20 protein-coding genes are annotated in these 14,452 nt (G+C 61.9%); 8 read left to right on the top strand and 12 right to left on the bottom strand.

The window, feature by feature from the left end:
• Positions 1-118: 118 nt before the first annotated feature.
• Positions 119-1,027, bottom strand: coding sequence for a LysR substrate-binding domain-containing protein (locus tag NKI67_RS16125; protein ID WP_352517858.1), 909 nt, complete (start codon positions 1,025-1,027; stop codon positions 119-121).
• 140 nt (positions 1,028-1,167) lie between these two features.
• On the opposite strand from NKI67_RS16125, the gene NKI67_RS16130 reads away from it, so the two are divergent.
• Together NKI67_RS16130 and NKI67_RS16135 are read left to right on the top strand one after the other, a co-directional pair.
• Positions 1,168-2,388 carry an FAD-binding oxidoreductase gene (locus NKI67_RS16130; protein WP_352645957.1) on the top strand — a complete coding sequence of 407 codons (1,221 nt, stop codon included), beginning with the start codon at positions 1,168-1,170 and terminating at the stop codon, positions 2,386-2,388.
• Positions 2,385-2,555 (top strand): BBE domain-containing protein, encoded by a 171-nt coding sequence (locus NKI67_RS16135; protein ID WP_352645959.1) that lies wholly within the window; start codon positions 2,385-2,387, stop codon positions 2,553-2,555. Before NKI67_RS16130 ends, NKI67_RS16135 begins: the two co-directional genes overlap by 4 nt.
• A 40-nt stretch (positions 2,556-2,595) precedes the next feature.
• Here the strand turns inward: NKI67_RS16135 and NKI67_RS16140 are convergent, their stop codons facing one another.
• Positions 2,596-3,531: a bifunctional helix-turn-helix transcriptional regulator/GNAT family N-acetyltransferase gene (locus NKI67_RS16140; RefSeq protein WP_352569757.1), complete on the bottom strand. Its 936-nt coding sequence runs from the start codon at positions 3,529-3,531 to the stop codon at positions 2,596-2,598.
• A 217-nt stretch (positions 3,532-3,748) separates the two neighbouring features.
• Here NKI67_RS16140 and groES point away from each other — a divergent pair, with 217 nt between their 5' ends.
• Together groES and groL are read left to right on the top strand one after the other, a co-directional pair.
• Positions 3,749-4,045 carry a co-chaperone GroES gene (gene groES / locus NKI67_RS16145; protein ID WP_006203049.1) on the top strand — a complete coding sequence of 99 codons (297 nt, stop codon included), beginning with the start codon at positions 3,749-3,751 and terminating at the stop codon, positions 4,043-4,045.
• Positions 4,046-4,107: 62 nt separating this feature from the next.
• Complete coding sequence (groL, locus tag NKI67_RS16150) at positions 4,108-5,763, top strand: chaperonin GroEL (protein WP_352541606.1); 1,656 nt, start codon at positions 4,108-4,110, stop codon at positions 5,761-5,763.
• Positions 5,764-6,009: 246 nt separating this feature from the next.
• Here groL and NKI67_RS16155 read toward each other — a convergent pair whose 3' ends face one another.
• Positions 6,010-6,609: a TetR/AcrR family transcriptional regulator gene (locus NKI67_RS16155; protein ID WP_352517833.1), complete on the bottom strand. Its 600-nt coding sequence runs from the start codon at positions 6,607-6,609 to the stop codon at positions 6,010-6,012.
• Between the two features lie 96 nt (positions 6,610-6,705).
• Here NKI67_RS16155 and NKI67_RS16160 point away from each other — a divergent pair, with 96 nt between their 5' ends.
• Genes NKI67_RS16160 through NKI67_RS16170 form a run of 3 tightly spaced genes read left to right on the top strand, consistent with a single transcriptional unit; the run spans position 6,706 to position 8,616 of the window.
• Positions 6,706-7,716, top strand: a complete 1,011-nt coding sequence (locus NKI67_RS16160; RefSeq protein WP_352622132.1) for a zinc-dependent alcohol dehydrogenase family protein — start codon at positions 6,706-6,708, stop codon at positions 7,714-7,716.
• Between the two features lie 50 nt (positions 7,717-7,766).
• Complete coding sequence (locus NKI67_RS16165; RefSeq protein ID WP_352622135.1) at positions 7,767-8,213, top strand: OsmC family protein; 447 nt, start codon at positions 7,767-7,769, stop codon at positions 8,211-8,213.
• Positions 8,214-8,229: 16 nt separating this feature from the next.
• Complete coding sequence (locus NKI67_RS16170) at positions 8,230-8,616, top strand: nuclear transport factor 2 family protein (RefSeq protein WP_352452751.1); 387 nt, start codon at positions 8,230-8,232, stop codon at positions 8,614-8,616.
• A 26-nt stretch (positions 8,617-8,642) separates the two neighbouring features.
• Here NKI67_RS16170 and NKI67_RS16175 read toward each other — a convergent pair whose 3' ends face one another.
• Together NKI67_RS16175 and NKI67_RS16180 are read right to left on the bottom strand one after the other, a co-directional pair.
• Entirely contained in the window at positions 8,643-9,254 is a 612-nt protein-coding gene (locus NKI67_RS16175) for a LysE family translocator (protein ID WP_352616803.1), read from the bottom strand.
• An 86-nt stretch (positions 9,255-9,340) separates the two neighbouring features.
• A complete protein-coding gene (locus NKI67_RS16180) occupies positions 9,341-9,760 on the bottom strand; it encodes a nuclear transport factor 2 family protein (RefSeq protein ID WP_352595758.1) in 420 nt (139 codons plus the stop codon).
• Positions 9,761-9,931: 171 nt separating this feature from the next.
• Between NKI67_RS16180 and NKI67_RS16185 the strand changes: the two genes are divergently transcribed.
• Complete coding sequence (locus NKI67_RS16185) at positions 9,932-10,852, top strand: AraC family transcriptional regulator (RefSeq protein ID WP_023677604.1); 921 nt, start codon at positions 9,932-9,934, stop codon at positions 10,850-10,852.
• Between the two features lie 37 nt (positions 10,853-10,889).
• Here the strand turns inward: NKI67_RS16185 and NKI67_RS16190 are convergent, their stop codons facing one another.
• The 7 genes from NKI67_RS16190 to NKI67_RS16220 form a co-directional block, all read right to left on the bottom strand.
• Entirely contained in the window at positions 10,890-11,228 is a 339-nt protein-coding gene (locus tag NKI67_RS16190; protein ID WP_051406159.1) for a YkgJ family cysteine cluster protein, read from the bottom strand.
• 50 nt (positions 11,229-11,278) lie between these two features.
• On the bottom strand, positions 11,279-11,443 hold the full coding sequence (locus NKI67_RS16195; RefSeq protein ID WP_023677606.1) for a hypothetical protein: 165 nt from the start codon (positions 11,441-11,443) through the stop codon (positions 11,279-11,281).
• A gap of 1 nt (position 11,444) precedes the next feature.
• A complete protein-coding gene (locus NKI67_RS16200; protein ID WP_023677607.1) occupies positions 11,445-11,852 on the bottom strand; it encodes a hypothetical protein in 408 nt (135 codons plus the stop codon).
• On the bottom strand, positions 11,852-12,079 hold the full coding sequence (locus NKI67_RS16205) for a hypothetical protein (protein ID WP_023677608.1): 228 nt from the start codon (positions 12,077-12,079) through the stop codon (positions 11,852-11,854). The genes NKI67_RS16200 and NKI67_RS16205 overlap by 1 nt, the downstream gene beginning before the upstream one ends.
• A gap of 343 nt (positions 12,080-12,422) precedes the next feature.
• Positions 12,423-12,632 (bottom strand): cold-shock protein, encoded by a 210-nt coding sequence (locus NKI67_RS16210; protein WP_010915421.1) that lies wholly within the window; start codon positions 12,630-12,632, stop codon positions 12,423-12,425.
• Positions 12,633-13,067: 435 nt separating this feature from the next.
• Positions 13,068-13,859: an SDR family oxidoreductase gene (locus NKI67_RS16215; protein WP_280952103.1), complete on the bottom strand. Its 792-nt coding sequence runs from the start codon at positions 13,857-13,859 to the stop codon at positions 13,068-13,070.
• A gap of 66 nt (positions 13,860-13,925) precedes the next feature.
• Positions 13,926-14,387 (bottom strand): RidA family protein, encoded by a 462-nt coding sequence (locus NKI67_RS16220; RefSeq protein ID WP_023677611.1) that lies wholly within the window; start codon positions 14,385-14,387, stop codon positions 13,926-13,928.
• Positions 14,388-14,452: the final 65 nt, after the last annotated feature.

Here is a 14,452-nt window from a genome sequence, read left to right on the forward strand (position 1 = left end):
GCCGGATTGTGCCAGAAGCCGGCATGTGTGCATGGCAGTCGGTGCAGGGCGATCGTGGTTAGCAATTTATTACGCCGGGCGCTTGTGACGAGCATGCAGAAGATCGGCGTTCAGATGCTCAGACTATCGATCTCATCCAGGCGGAAAACGCTTCGATATGCGCTTGTCGGGGGTGATTGGCTACGCAGGCAAGGTAAAAGCCATAGCCTGGCAGACAGAGATCATGTGCCTTGACTAGCCTGCCAGCCTCGAGTTCGCCACTGACGACCACATCGCTGCAGATAGCGATACCTTGGCCTGCCGCTACCGCGTCAATCGCGTGCAGCTCTTCACGGAAGCTTAGGTCCCATGCCTGGTTGGCATTGGGGATGCTGGGATCGATCGAGCGTGCGATCGCCAGCCATCGTTGCCAAGTCGGCGCTTCCGGGTCGCGGTTCGTCCAATTGAAATGGATGAGTGGGTATTGCAGCAGATCGGCGGCGCGCTCGATCTGTCGGTCGCCTCCTGCGAACAGCTCCGGGCTGCATACCGGAAAGAATGCGTCCCGAAAAATTTCCTGCGCGGGAACATCCCGCGGCATCCTGCGCGCATAGCGGATCGCGACGTCGGCGTCACCGGCTCGCAGGTCCAGAACGGCGTCTGTCCCGATGATCTCCAGTGGAATGTTCGGATGCTGTTCGCGCCACTTCGACAGGCGCGGAACCAGCCATCGGCTGGCAAATGCATTTGGGCTCGTCACGCGCAACGGGCGTTGGCCAACTCCGGCCGAGGCTGATGCTATTGCCGCAGCGAAAGCGTCGAAGCCGCTGCAAATTACCGGGAATAGCCGTTCGCCCACGCCTGTGAGCACGAGCGGTCGTGGGCGCCGCCGGAACAGCAGTTGCCCACAGACCTCCTCCAGCAATCGAATCTGGTGGCTGATGGCCGTTGGCGTCACTCCGAGTTCCGTCGCGGCCTTCCTGAAGCTCATCAGCCTGGCAGCGGCTTCGAAGGCGCGAAGCGACCCGAGCGGCGGAAGTTTTCTCATCCAGGCAGTTTAGATGAATTTAGCTCATCCAGCGACTGAGATATTCGATTTTGCAGCGAATGGCGCCGCATGAGATCATTATGATCCGGTGAACGACAGCGTCCTGTCCAACCGTGCTGGATCACGAAGGGTATCCCTCGATGAGCATGTTCAAGCTTATAGACGGTTCCGAGCCGACGTTGCAGGCGCCAGATATCGCCCGGCTCAGGCAGGCGATTCGCGGCGATCTGATCCTTCCGGACGACCCTGGCTATGACCAGGCGCGCAGAGTTTGGAATGGCATGGTCGATAAGAGGCCGGCGGCTGTCTTCTATTGCGCCGAATCCAGCGATGTCGTCACGGCCGTCAACTTCGCCCGATCGCAAGGCTTCCTCGTCGCCGTCCGCGGCGGTGGTCATAACGTCGCCGGCAGTTCGGTATGCGACGGCGGCTTGGTGATCGATGTGTCACGCATGAAGCGGATCGAAGTCGACCCGATCCGCCGTGTTGCGCGCGCAGAAGCCGGCCTAAACCTGGGCGAGTTCGACGCAGCCACACAGGCCCATGGTCTTGCGACGACCATGGGTGTCAATGCGGATACCGGCATAGCCGGACTGACACTCGGCGGCGGGTTCGGCAAGCTTGGCCGCAAACATGGACTGAGCTGCGACAACCTTGTCGCTGTCGAAATCGTGACGGCGGACGGCCGGTTGGTCACGGCAAACGCGGCCGAAAATGCAGATTTGTTCTGGGGCATTCGGGGCGGCGGCGGCAATTTCGGAATAGTCACCACCTTCGAATACAAGCTCCATCCCGTGGGTCCGCTCCTCATCGCGGGATCGATGCTATACCGCTACGAAGAGGCACGCGAAGCGATGCGGTTCTATCGTGCGTTCTCGAGCGGCGCCCCGGATGAGCTGAGCCTGGATGCAGCACTTGTGACGGCGCCCTCGGGCGAACGCTTCTTCAGCATATCGGCGTGCTACATCGGCCCACTCGACGAAGGCCAGCAAATCATTCAACCTCTGAGAGAGTATGGCACGCCAGTTGAGCGCCGGATTGCTCCTGTCCCCTATCTTCAAATCCAATCGGCCGGGGACAGCCTCTTTCCGCGCGGGCGGCGCTACTACTGGAAGGCGCAGTTCATGCGCGAAATCACAGATCAGGCGATCGATACCATGCTTGCGGCTTACATGACTGCACCCAGCGAATCGCTTCTAGTCCTGCAGCAGGTTGGCGGCGCCATCTCGCGAGTACCGATGGACGGAACGCCCTACGCCAACAGAGATGCACTTTACGATTGCTTCCCGATATCGATCTGGGACAATCCGTCTGACGACGAACGCACATCCGATGGGCGCGCGACCTGTGGGATGCAATGAGACCGTTCTCGACCGGCGGCGTCTACGCCAATAATCTCGGCGAAGAGGGCACTGATCGGGTTCTGGCGGCTTACGGCGAGAATTATCCGAGGTTGGCCGCACTAAAGAACAAGTATGATCCCACCAATTTCTTTCGCTTGAACCAAAACATTAAGCCTGCGACCTGAGCGACCGCCCCAGGCCGATGCTCGAAATTCTGCGGCGCTGCTACAGCTCCAAATTCCAGTTCTGGCCGACCAGATCCTTGCCGAAGGAATGGTGGCGCTCCTCGTTGGTCAATTTAAAGCCCGCAGCCTCATAGATGTGGCGAGCGGCGGCGAGCACGTCGTTGGTCCACAGCGTCAGTGTCCTGTAGCCCCTGGCGCGGCAAAAGCCGACACATTCCTCGACCAGCCGCTTGCCGATGCCGAGGCCGCGCGCCGACGGCTCGACATAGAGCAGGCGCAACTTCGCCACCGCGTCCGACTGGCGCACGACGAAGACCGAGCCGACGACCTCCCCTTCCCGCTCGGCGATCCAGCTGCGTTCCCATTTCGGATCGAAGGATTTGACGAAGGCACCGAGGATTTCGGCGACCAGCGCTTCATAGGTTTCGTCCCAGCCATATTCCTGCGCGTAGAGCAGGCCCTGGCGATGAATGATCCAGCCGATGTCGCCGACTTGCAGGGGCCGCAGCATATAGGGAATTTTGGGTTCGGCGCTTCCGCCCAGCAAACGCTGCACCGTCTGCATGGCCTTGACCAGCCTGTCCTGTTCGGGAACTGGAAGCCGTTCGAGCAAAGCCGCGACCTGGTCGTGCGAACCCTGGTTCAGCGGCGCGAAGGCCTGCCGCCCGGCCTTGGTCAGCGCGATCGATGAGCGCCGCGCATCCGCCTCGATCGTGGCGCGCTCGACCAGATCACGCTCCTCGAACTTCTTCAGCAGCCGGCTGAGATAACCGGCATCGAGGCCGAGATCGCGCGCAAGGTCGGTGGCGGTCAGGCCATCGCGATGCGCCAGCTCATAGAGCACCCGCGCCTCGGTCAGCGAGAAGGTGCTTTTCAGCAGCCCTTCGTCGAGCAGCCCGATCTGGCGGGTGTAGAAGCGGTTGAAGGCCCGCACCGCGTCGATCCGCTCCTTGCCTGGGTGATGATGAATGGTCATGGCATCCTCCTCCCGGCAAGATCAGCGATTTAGTTGACTTGGTCAAGTATCCGTTTGAAGCAATTGTCCTGATTATGCCCAGCGGGCGCCTTGACTCGCACGAGCTGCCAGCCTATTTCAGCGCCACGTTAGCACTCCCCCAAGATGAGTGCTAACCACATGTCCGGCGCCGCCGGACGGAGGAACTGTTCTCACCATTCTCATCGAGGAATAAAAAATGGCAAAGTCGAAGTTCCGCCCGCTTCATGACCGCGTGGTCGTTCGTCGGGTCGAATCCGAATCCAAGACCGCGGGCGGGATCATCATCCCCGATACGGCTAAGGAAAAGCCGCAGGAAGGCGAGATCATCGCCGTCGGTTCCGGCGCCCGCGACGAAGCCGGCAAGCTCGTCCCGCTGGACGTCAAGGCCGGTGACCGCATCCTGTTCGGCAAGTGGTCGGGCACCGAAGTCAAGCTCAATGGCGAAGACCTTCTGATCATGAAGGAATCCGACATCATGGGCATCATCGGCTGAATATCGGCCTCACCCTCGTTTAAATCTTCGGGCTCAATCCAAGCCCCTGCCAGGAGCTAAAAATGGCTGCCAAAGACGTAAAATTCTCCCGCGACGCTCGTGAGCGCATGCTGCGCGGCGTCAACATCCTCGCCGACGCGGTGAAGGTCACGCTCGGCCCCAAGGGCCGCAACGTCGTCATCGACAAGTCGTTCGGCGCACCGCGCATCACCAAGGACGGCGTCACCGTCGCCAAGGAAATCGAGCTTGAGGACAAGTTCGAAAACATGGGCGCGCAGATGGTCCGCGAAGTTGCTTCGAAGACCAACGACATCGCCGGCGACGGCACCACCACCGCGACCGTTCTGGCACAATCGATCGTCCAGGAAGGCCACAAGTCGGTTGCCGCCGGCATGAACCCGATGGACCTCAAGCGCGGCATCGACCTCGCCGTCGCCGACGTCGTCGCGACGCTGATCAAGAACGCCAAGAAGATCAAGACCTCGGAAGAGGTTGCCCAGGTCGGCACTATCGCCGGCAATGGCGACGTGTCGGTCGGCTCGATGATCGCGGAAGCGATGCAGAAGGTCGGCAATGAGGGCGTCATCACCGTCGAGGAAGCAAAGACCGCCGAGACCGAGCTTGAAGTCGTTGAAGGCATGCAGTTCGACCGCGGCTATCTCTCGCCCTACTTCGTCACCAACGCCGAGAAGATGGTTGCGGATCTGGAAGACGCCTACATTCTTCTCCACGAGAAGAAGCTCTCCAACCTGCAGGCCATGCTGCCGATCCTCGAGGCCGTCGTGCAGACCTCGAAGCCGCTGGTCATCATCTCGGAAGATGTCGAAGGCGAGGCCCTGGCCACGCTGGTCGTCAACAAGCTGCGTGGCGGCCTGAAGATCGCTGCCGTCAAGGCGCCGGGCTTCGGTGATCGCCGCAAGGCCATGCTGGAAGACATCGCCATCCTCACCGGTGGCCAGGTCATTTCCGAAGACCTCGGCATCAAGCTCGAGAATGTCGGCCTGAACATGCTCGGCCGCGCCAAGAAGGTGTCGATCTCCAAGGAGAACACCACCATCGTCGACGGCGCCGGCAAGAAGGCCGAAATCCAGGGCCGCGTCGCCCAGATCAAGCAGCAGATCGAGGAGACCACCTCGGACTACGACAAGGAGAAGCTGCAGGAACGTCTCGCCAAGCTGGCGGGCGGCGTTGCCGTCATCCGCGTCGGCGGTGCGACCGAAGTGGAAGTCAAGGAAAAGAAGGACCGCGTCGATGACGCCCTCAACGCGACCCGCGCGGCCGTCGAAGAAGGCATCGTTCCCGGCGGCGGCGTCGCACTGCTGCGCGCTTCGCTGAGCATCAAGGCAACCGGCGCCAACTCCGACCAGGCCGCCGGCATCAACATCGTGCGCCGCGCGCTGCAGGCTCCGGCCCGCCAGATCGCGGCCAACGCCGGTGCGGAAGCATCGATCGTTGCCGGCAAGATCCTTGAGAACAAGGGGGCAACCTTCGGCTACAACGCCCAGACCGGCGAATATGGCGACATGATCGCCATGGGTATCGTCGATCCGGTCAAGGTTGTGCGCACGGCTCTGCAGGACGCGGCCTCGGTCGCCGGCCTGCTGGTCACCACCGAAGCCATGATCGCGGAGGCTCCGAAGAAGGAGTCGGCTGGCGGCGGCATGCCTGGCGGCATGGGCGGCGGCGGCATGGGCGGCATGGGCGGCATGGACTTCTAATCCAGCCAATCTCGCAAGCTTACGGAAAGGGCGGCAGCGATGCCGCCCTTTTTCGTTGATGTGGCGGAGATTGAGAGGCCGTCCGATCTCAAGTAAGCAGGCGCATATCCCGCAGGACGCGTCTGTTCGGCCACCATGCCGTTACTTCCAGGCGTCGCGGCGGCGCAGAACATCAATCGTCGAGCTGCAGCCTTGGCCCTTTTGGCGGAACGCCGCGCCGCCTTCGATGCGATGAAGGCATAAACGTCAATGCACCGCTGCGGTGGCACTCTTGGCCGGCAATGCCCCCTCAATCAGCGCCGCGACCTCATCGGCTACCGCCAGCACCGGGGCGCGGTCGTGGGTGGCGCGTGCGATCACCATCAGTCCTTCAAGCGATGATTCGACCAGCAATGCCAGCGCGTGCGCGCGCCGTTCGGGCACCCCTGCCCTGACGAAGGCCGCCCTGAGCAAGCCTATCCATTGCTCGAAGGCGGACCGGCACAACTCGGCCAGTTCCGGCATGTCGATCGGCGAGTCCAACACCACGGGTGCGATCGGGCAACCGAGCGTGAACCGATTGTCTTCCAGCATGCGCGCGACCGACTGGTAGATGTGGTGGACAGCCACCGCCGGGTCCTTTTCGGCAGCGAGCGCGGCGTCCAGCCTCTGCGTCACATCGGCGACGCTGTCGCGCGTCACTTCGATGACCAGCTGATCCTTGCCGCCCGGAAAGTGAAAGTAGAGCGAACCTCTCGGTGCGCCTGAGGCGCTCAAAATATCGTTGAGCGACGTGCCGTGGTAGCCGCGCTGCCTCAGCAGCAGCCCGGTCGTCTCGAGTATGCGGGTGCGGGTGTCGTTCGCCATGTCAACCTCTGTCAGGAGTGAGCATTATAGGCCTTGCATCGAATATGACAATCGGTCTATATAATATGTAGATCAGTCTACATATGCGAGAGGCAGATGCGCAGTTGTCGTCTTGAAGGAACCCGCGGGATCAAGTGCCTGGTGATGCGCGACGAGGCGCAGCCGACGCCGAAGCCGCACGAGATCGTCGTGCGTGTCCGCGCCACCTCGCTCAACCGCCGCGATATGATGATCCTCAACGGCACCTACCCGCTGGCGCCGCGCCAAGGCGTTATCCCGCTGAGCGACGGTGCCGGCGAAGTCGTTGCCGTCGGCGAGGCCGTCACCCGCTTTGCCGTCGGCGACCGCGTCACCGGCAGTTATTTTGCGCGCTGGATCGACGGCCGCATCAATGCCGGTCTGATCGACCAGCTTGGCTGCACGCTGGACGGGATGCTGGCCGAATACGCCGTGCTCGACGAGCAATGGGCGGTGCGGCTTCCCGATCATCTCGACTGGCATCAAGCGGCGACACTAACCTGCGCCGGCCTGACCGCCTGGAATGCCGTGACGGCGGCCGAAATGCCGAAGCCCGGCCAATGGGTTCTTGTCATCGGTTCAGGTGGCGTCGCGCTATTTGCGCTGCAATTCGCCAAGCTGCTCGGCTGCCGTGTCGTGGCAGTCAGCTCGCGCAACGAGAAGCTGGACCGGCTGCAGGCGCTGGGCGCCGACCTCGTCGTCTCGACCGCCGACATGCCGGAATGGGGTGCTGCGGTGCGCGAGCAGACCGGCGGCATCGACCTCGTCGTCGAGACCGGCGGCCCGCCGACCTTCGCGCAATCGATGATCGCCTGCGCGCTTTACGGGCGCATCGTGCTTCTCACCATACAGGATGCGAAAGGCGGGACGGTGCAGATCCCCGGCCCGGTCTACCAGCGCAGCCTCGCCACCATCAGCCGCCTGTTCGTCGGCAATCGCACCAACCTCGAAGCCATGCTGCGCGCCATCTCGGTGCATCGGCTTAAGCCTGTCATCGACAAGGTGTTCGCCTTCGACGAGGCCAACGACGCCTATCGCTATTTCCAGCAAGGCGACGTCTTCGGGAAAGTGGTCGTCGACAGCGCCTGACTGGTCCGCCCCAAAATCTGATCGACCCCTCAAATCAAAGGAGAGACACAATGACCATTCGTGAAGCAGAGGCCCAATGGCAGGGATCGTTGAAGGAAGGTTCGGGCCGGCTGAAGCTCGGCAGCGGCGTCTTCGAAGGCGCCTACTCGTTCCCGTCGCGTTTCGAGAACGGTCCCGGCACCAATCCCGAGGAATTGATTGCGGCGGCGCATGCCGGCTGCTTCTCGATGGCGCTGAGCGCCGTCCTCGGCCGCGAAGGTTACACTCCCGCGCGCATCCACACGATCGCGAAAGCGCATCTCGGCGCCACCGCGGCCGGACCGACGCTGACCCGTATCGAGCTGGAGACCGAGGCAAGCGTCGCCGGGCTGGCGGCGGGGGAGTTCGAGCGGCTGGCGCAGACGGCCAAGGAGAGCTGCCTCGTGTCGCGGGCGCTGGCCGGCGTCGCAGTGATCACGCTCAAGGCCCGCCTCATCGAAACCGCTACCGATCACTGAAGGGAAGGAATATCCAATGACACAGGAACTCATCATCGACATCGCCGCAGCCAAACGCTCCGCCGAAACGGCCGAGATCATGCGGCGCTACAACGACGTCTTCCAGCGCCACGACCCGTCGGCGCTCGACGATCTGGTGGCGGAAGATTGCGTGATCGAGAACACCACGCCGGCCCCGGACGGCGCCCGCCGCATCGGCAAGGGCGCCTGCGTCGAACTGTGGTCGGCGATCGCGACCGGACCCGGCACGCGCTTCGACATCGAAGAAACTTTCGTCGCCGGCGACCGGGCGACGATCCGCTGGCGCTACTGCATGGCCGACGGCAATTCGCTGCGCGGCGTCAACCTGATGCGCGTGGCGGACGGGCAGATCGTCGAGGCCATGGGCTATGTGAAGGGATAGATTTGCGCTGCCCGCGACCTTCCTGTCTAACGGTCCGCCAGCGCCAGTTTGGCGCCGAGCATGACAAAGGCTCCGGCGAAGGTACGGCGCATCCAGGTCAGCACCTTTGGCCGCGACACGACATGGCTGCGGATCGACGCGGCAAAAATGCCATAGCCGACAAAGACCACGAAGGTGAGCAGCATGAAGATGCTGCTGAGCTCCAGCATTTTCGACAGCGCATGCGGTTCGGTGGTGCTGACGAATTGCGGCAGGAAGGCAAAGAAGAAGATCGACAGCTTCGGATTGAGGATGTTGATGAGGATGCCCGAAGTGATCACTTTGCCGGCCGAGCGCGGCGCGACATTTTCGTCGACGCTCAGGCCGCCCTTCTCCTTCAGCGTGTTCCAGGCCATGTAGAGAAGATAGGCGACGCCGAGATATTTCAGCGTCTCGAAGGCGACGGCACTTGTATGCAGCAGAGCCGCGAGGCCGGTGATGGCGGCCGCCATGTGCGGAATGATGCCGAGCGTGCAGCCGAAAGCGGCAATGATGCTGGCGCGCGCACCACGCGAAAGCCCGGCGCTCAGCGTATAGAGAACGCCGGTACCGGGCGAAGCCACGACAATCAGCGACGTCAACAGAAATTCGATGCTCACGGATGGTCTCCCGGTGCTGGCCCTGCCGCCGGCAGCGTAATCAGCGAAACGTGCGGGCACAAGTCAGCCTGAGAGCCTATGCGCATTCAGATCATGCTGTTGGCGTGCAGCTTGCTATCGGCTATAGGCTGCCGAACTTCCCAGTGTTCGACCAGCTTGCTGTCCTTCAGCCTGAAAATGTCGACAATGGCTAGGCCCTCCTCCTCCGGTTCGCGTTTTGCGTGCATGTGCACGATGACGAAATCCCCTTCGGCAAAAATCCGCTTCACCTCTCCCTTCACGAGGGGAAATGACTGTTTGAGCTGCTGCAGATAGGCTTTGAAGCCTTCCGCACCATCCGCAATGTTCGGATTGTGTTGGATGTAGCGTTCGCCAAAATGCATCGAAGCAGCTTCGATGTTGCCTTGGTTTACTGCTTTGTCGATGAAGTCCAGGACGATCGCCTTGTTGGTGTCGAGCAAATTATGGGTCTTGGCTGGAACTGGATTTGATGGTTCGTCACGCATGTTTTTGCTCCTTCCCGTGCCTGCTTCTGCCTGTTGTGGACAGGAGCGTCCGCAGGCCGATCTTGCCAACATAATCAGCCACGCTTGTGAGATGGTCGATACGCTATTCGCCTGGATTCTTATCCAATCGTCTAATATCGTCGTCCTATTCATCGTTGGAGGATGGTTCTCATGGACGCCTTGTCCGAAGTTCTTGCTTCGCTGAGATTTGGCAGCGCCATGATCGGCAGCGCGACCCTGCATCGGCCATGGGGTATTTCGGTGGATCCGACAAGGAATGCCGCCATCCACGTCATACAGAACGGCGAATGCTGGCTGCGGTTAGCCGGTGAAAGGGAGCCGATCCGCTTAGGCGAGGGAGATGTCATCCTTGTCGCGAGCGGTATCGGGCATGCCCTTTGCAATCCGGCGGATGCACCGACGGCATCGATATCCGCCGTCCTTTCCGCAAATCGGAGCGGACTGGAACCGAAAAGCGAGAGCGGCGCGACAACTCTTCTTTGTGCGAGATATTCACTCGACGGCGTCGGGCCATATCCGATGGTTTCGCTGCTTCCTCCGCTGATTCATTTGACCCGGAATCAGATCGACACCAGCGAGCCGCTGCGGCTTGCCCTGGAACTTCTGCAGGTCGAAGCGAAAGGCGATCTCGGCGGCCACGACATTGTCGCCCCACGCCTTCTCGACAGCACGTTGATCTTCTTGTTGCGCGCCTGGATCGAACATCAGCCACTCGGAACAGGGGGATGGTTTGGCGCCTTGCGCGACAAAGGCATTGCGCAGGCTTTGCGCCTGATCCACGAGCGGCCGGGCAATCCCTGGACCATCGCTTCCCTTGCCAGCGGCGCAGCACAGTCCCGGGCCACCTTCGCGCGTCGCTTCGCTCAACTGGTAGGACAGCCGCCGCTGTCCTATGTGACCCGGTGGCGGATGAACCTTGCCGCCAAGGCTCTGCGGGAAACGAACCAGAACATTGGCGAGATCGGGCGCGCCGTCGGATATGAATCGGTGCCGTCGTTCTCGCAGGCATTCAAACGATTGACCGGACGATCGCCCGGCCTCTACCGCAGCGACTTTCGCCCATCTGATTGACGAAATTCAAACTGAGACGCCAGCCCGAGGGCCGTCATTACAGCGTCGGCAGACCGTGAGCCCGACGCGCGATCAGGCAGTCGTCATCGCCCGGCATGCAGGCGCGGCAGACGTCGGGGCGGATGTCGTAGATGCCGCATGCGGTCGACTTGCCGACCTCGCCGCACAGTGCCGAACAGCGCGCGCCGTCGCAGCGCATACCGGCTTCGTCGGCAGCCACGTATTTTTGCGGGATAAGGTCGAGCTGCGCGTCATCCTCGGTGGAGAAGCGCGGCCATCTGGACGAGTAGGCGCAGCAGGCGCCACAGGTCTGGCAATCGAAGGCAATCGGACCGGCGCCCTCTTGTGGCGACGAAAACTCCTCTGCGACCGCCAGGGCAAGCAGCCTTGGCGCAGATTTCCGGTCGGCATTTTGCTGCAAGGGCGCTATTTCTTCTTGGGCTTGCGCGGCGGTGCTTCCGCCGGCGACCTGAACAGATCGGTGCCCGCTTCGGCGGCTTCGCCGGTTTTTGGCGCGGCGGCCGGCTTGACCGGCTTCACGGCGGCAGCAGGCGCTGCCGGCTGGCCCTTGGCGGAAAACTTGATTGCCATATCAATCCTCGTCAGAGAAACGCGATGATGGCGCATTCGGATTGCGAAGGCGGCCGATGAGCGCCGAAACGGCCGTGATGTTCATTTCTTCGGGCGACCAGTTCCTGGCTTCCTCGATGTGCCGAGGCGCCAGCTCGCGATGCGTGCTGCCGCTGTAGGCGGCATCCTGAAAGGTCACGCGCTCGCGGGTCTTGGCGTTTTCCCGGACGTATTCGATCAGATAGTTGGGGCATTCGGCACGACCGCGCACGCCGAGCCGAACCTGGGCATCGCCGTGGACACGCCTGCAGCGCTCGAGCTTTTCGAGCACGCGCCGGACATATTCGACCGGCTTGTCTAGTTCGCCCACGACATCGGCGATGGTCGAATCTGTGGCGATCGCCTTTTGAGGCACGCGTTTGGTGGCCATCAGCGTTTGCCTGCGCGTTTCGGCGAGGCCGCGAGCGCAACCGCCGCCGCCATGTCGTCGGCTTCCTTCTCCAGGCGCAATTCGCGCAGCCGCGCGGTCTTGGCTTCGCGGGCCTGGCTGACGGCATCCCGTTCGGAATTGATGCGGTCGAGCGACATCGACTGGGTCCGCGTCTTGCTGAAAATGGATTCGGCCTGGTCGCGGGGTTTTTTTGAAGTTGCGGTCAAGGTCTTTCTCCCGGTTCGGAGCACGCCGCCGAAAAGTGGCGAGACTGGTCTTTCGGCCAGGATCCCGCACAAAGCAATACGGCAGCCGGTTTCAAATTGCTGGAACGTCCTTAGCACGTCCGGGCCGTCGAGCAGCGCTCTTTCGGCGGTCGAAGCGCAAAAATGAAAAAGGCCAGGCACCGCCTGACCTTCCATAAGAGCGCCTGCGCATCCCGAGAGACGCGCAAAGAACGTTCTTCTCATGCGCATGAGCGGGGACTTAACATCCCCGCGATCATGCGCTGGAATTTGCCATTCACCGGTGCCAGTACATCCGTGGTCACCGGCGAGGCTGAATTCCGTTTTAGGCCGCCTTCAACTGGTCGGCGGACATCTTGCCCGACTTGTTGTCGCGGACCATCTCGTAGCCAAGCTTCTGGCCCTCGACGATGTCGCGCATTCCGGCGCGCTCGACGGCTGAGATGTGGACAAAAACGTCGGCAGAACCGTCGTCAGGCTGAATAAAACCAAAACCTTTGGTGGCGTTGAACCATTTAACTGTGCCTGTGCTCATAACGAACCCTTTCCATGGCAAATATTCGTTCGCCGTCATGCGGATGCACAACAACGTTTGTCTCGATTTTGATGGGGGAAGTTCGCCAAAGGCGCGCCTAAGCACGCGGATAACAAAAGTCGGTCAAACAAATATCGACAAAATTCTTATAGACTTCTTTGCGCGTTGTGTCAATTTTTTTGATTTTCCACACTCGCGGAGACGCGCGGCGGCGGCCCGCGCCAGCACATCGGACGGCGAAAGCCGGGCTATTGCCCGCCGAAAAAACCAATCAGCCGGGAACCATTTTGGCACCGCGGGCATTCTTTCGGTGTCGAAAGCCGTTCTTGAAAGAGCGATCTTGAGAGAGGCGGACGACAAACAGGACGCCCCCCGCGCAGATAAAAGGCACGAGGGGCGTTCCTGTGTGATGCGAGCATTCGCGCCGCCTGCCCCTCACAGCATGCCGCGGCTGAGCCCACCATCCACCGGCAAAGCCACGCCGGTGATATAGGCGGCGTCGTCGCTGGCCAGGAATGCGGCAACCGCGCCGAATTCGGCGGGGGTCCCGTAGCGCTTTGCCGGGATTTCGGCCTGACTCTCGGCGGCGATCACAGCAGCGTCCACACCCCTGTCGGCGGCGTCCATCGCGTCGAACTGCTTCGTCCGGTCCGTCGCAAAACGGCCAGGCAGCAACAGGTTGACGGTGACGCCGTCCGCCGCCACTTCGCCGGCCAGGGTCTTGGCCCAGCCGGCAAGCGACGCGCGCAACGCATTCGAAGCGGTGAGGCCGGGGATCGGCTCGCGGACGGACGTGGAGGAAACGGCGATGATGCGCCCCCAGCGCCGCGACCGCATGCCTGGCAGGAAAGAAATGGCGATACGCATCTGGCTCAGCACCATGCTGGTGAACTGCTTCTCCCAGACGCTCGCATCGAAGACGCTGGCCGCGAAGGGCGGCGGGCCGCCGCCATTGAGCAGGACGATGTCGATCCGCTGATGCTCGTCCTCGATGGCACGGATCAGCCGGGAGACGCTGTCGTTATCGGAAAGATCGGCGCTGAAGGTCGAGCAGACGGGGCCGGCGGACTCGATCGCGCGCCGCGCCGCATCCAGGGTCTCCTCCCCTCGTCCGACCAGGATGATCTCGGCGCCTTTCGCCGCGAGCACTTCGGCGACGCCGAAACCGAGGCCCTTGCCTCCTCCGAGAACCAGCGCCTTCCGCCCCTCAAGATTTGTACTTATCAAGCCAAGCCCCCTCTGGTTTCACTGCGCACTCCCGGATAAGCCCTGAGTGCATGCTTTGGGCGTGCATCAGCGGACATGCACAATGGCGTCGGCTTCGACCGGAACATTGGCCGGCAAGCCGGCCATGCCGAGCGAGCAGCGGGCATGCTCGCCACGCTCGCCAAAAACATGGAGCAGAAATTCGGATGCTCCGTTGCCGACCTCCGAATAGGCCGCAAAGCCGGCCGCCGCGTTCACATAGACGGTCAGCTTGGCGAATTTCACGACGCGGTCGAGATTGCCGTCCAATTCCTTGTCCAGCCAATAGACGATGTTGGCCGCGCAGAGCCGGGCGGCATTCCGCGCCGCGGCCAGATCGATCTCTGCGCCGACCTGGCCGATCGCGGCGATCTCCTGCCCGATCTCGGGGATCTGACCGGAGACATAGACGATGTCGGCGACCCGAACCGTCGGCGAGAACGGCAAAGCGGGCCGCTCGAGTGACGGCCAGGCGACACCGAGCTCCTCAAATCTTCTTCTGTAGGACAAGGTGGCTGCTCCTGTTTTCGTTGGACGAGCGGACCTTGAATTCAGATCGGGCTTTCAGGTAGCCT

Origin of the sequence: Mesorhizobium sp. M0408 (assembly GCF_040321495.1) — a bacterium.
Lineage (GTDB): Bacteria > Pseudomonadota > Alphaproteobacteria > Rhizobiales > Rhizobiaceae > Mesorhizobium.

What these genes read in the sequence shown, in the direction of transcription:
- NKI67_RS16125 (WP_352517858.1), bottom strand. Translation starts at nt 1,027, where the DNA reads ATGAGAAAACTTCCGCCGCTCGGGTCGCTTCGCGCCTTCGAAGCCGCT.
- NKI67_RS16130 (WP_352645957.1), top strand. Translation starts at nt 1,168, where the DNA reads ATGAGCATGTTCAAGCTTATAGACGGTTCCGAGCCGACGTTGCAGGCG.
- NKI67_RS16135 (WP_352645959.1), top strand. Translation starts at nt 2,385, where the DNA reads ATGAGACCGTTCTCGACCGGCGGCGTCTACGCCAATAATCTCGGCGAA.
- NKI67_RS16140 (WP_352569757.1), bottom strand. Translation starts at nt 3,531, where the DNA reads ATGACCATTCATCATCACCCAGGCAAGGAGCGGATCGACGCGGTGCGG.
- groES (WP_006203049.1), top strand. Translation starts at nt 3,749, where the DNA reads ATGGCAAAGTCGAAGTTCCGCCCGCTTCATGACCGCGTGGTCGTTCGT.
- groL (WP_352541606.1), top strand. Translation starts at nt 4,108, where the DNA reads ATGGCTGCCAAAGACGTAAAATTCTCCCGCGACGCTCGTGAGCGCATG.
- NKI67_RS16155 (WP_352517833.1), bottom strand. Translation starts at nt 6,609, where the DNA reads ATGGCGAACGACACCCGCACCCGCATACTCGAGACGACCGGGCTGCTG.
- NKI67_RS16160 (WP_352622132.1), top strand. Translation starts at nt 6,706, where the DNA reads ATGCGCAGTTGTCGTCTTGAAGGAACCCGCGGGATCAAGTGCCTGGTG.
- NKI67_RS16165 (WP_352622135.1), top strand. Translation starts at nt 7,767, where the DNA reads ATGACCATTCGTGAAGCAGAGGCCCAATGGCAGGGATCGTTGAAGGAA.
- NKI67_RS16170 (WP_352452751.1), top strand. Translation starts at nt 8,230, where the DNA reads ATGACACAGGAACTCATCATCGACATCGCCGCAGCCAAACGCTCCGCC.
- NKI67_RS16180 (WP_352595758.1), bottom strand. Translation starts at nt 9,760, where the DNA reads ATGCGTGACGAACCATCAAATCCAGTTCCAGCCAAGACCCATAATTTG.
- NKI67_RS16185 (WP_023677604.1), top strand. Translation starts at nt 9,932, where the DNA reads ATGGACGCCTTGTCCGAAGTTCTTGCTTCGCTGAGATTTGGCAGCGCC.
- NKI67_RS16195 (WP_023677606.1), bottom strand. Translation starts at nt 11,443, where the DNA reads ATGGCAATCAAGTTTTCCGCCAAGGGCCAGCCGGCAGCGCCTGCTGCC.
- NKI67_RS16200 (WP_023677607.1), bottom strand. Translation starts at nt 11,852, where the DNA reads ATGGCCACCAAACGCGTGCCTCAAAAGGCGATCGCCACAGATTCGACC.
- NKI67_RS16210 (WP_010915421.1), bottom strand. Translation starts at nt 12,632, where the DNA reads ATGAGCACAGGCACAGTTAAATGGTTCAACGCCACCAAAGGTTTTGGT.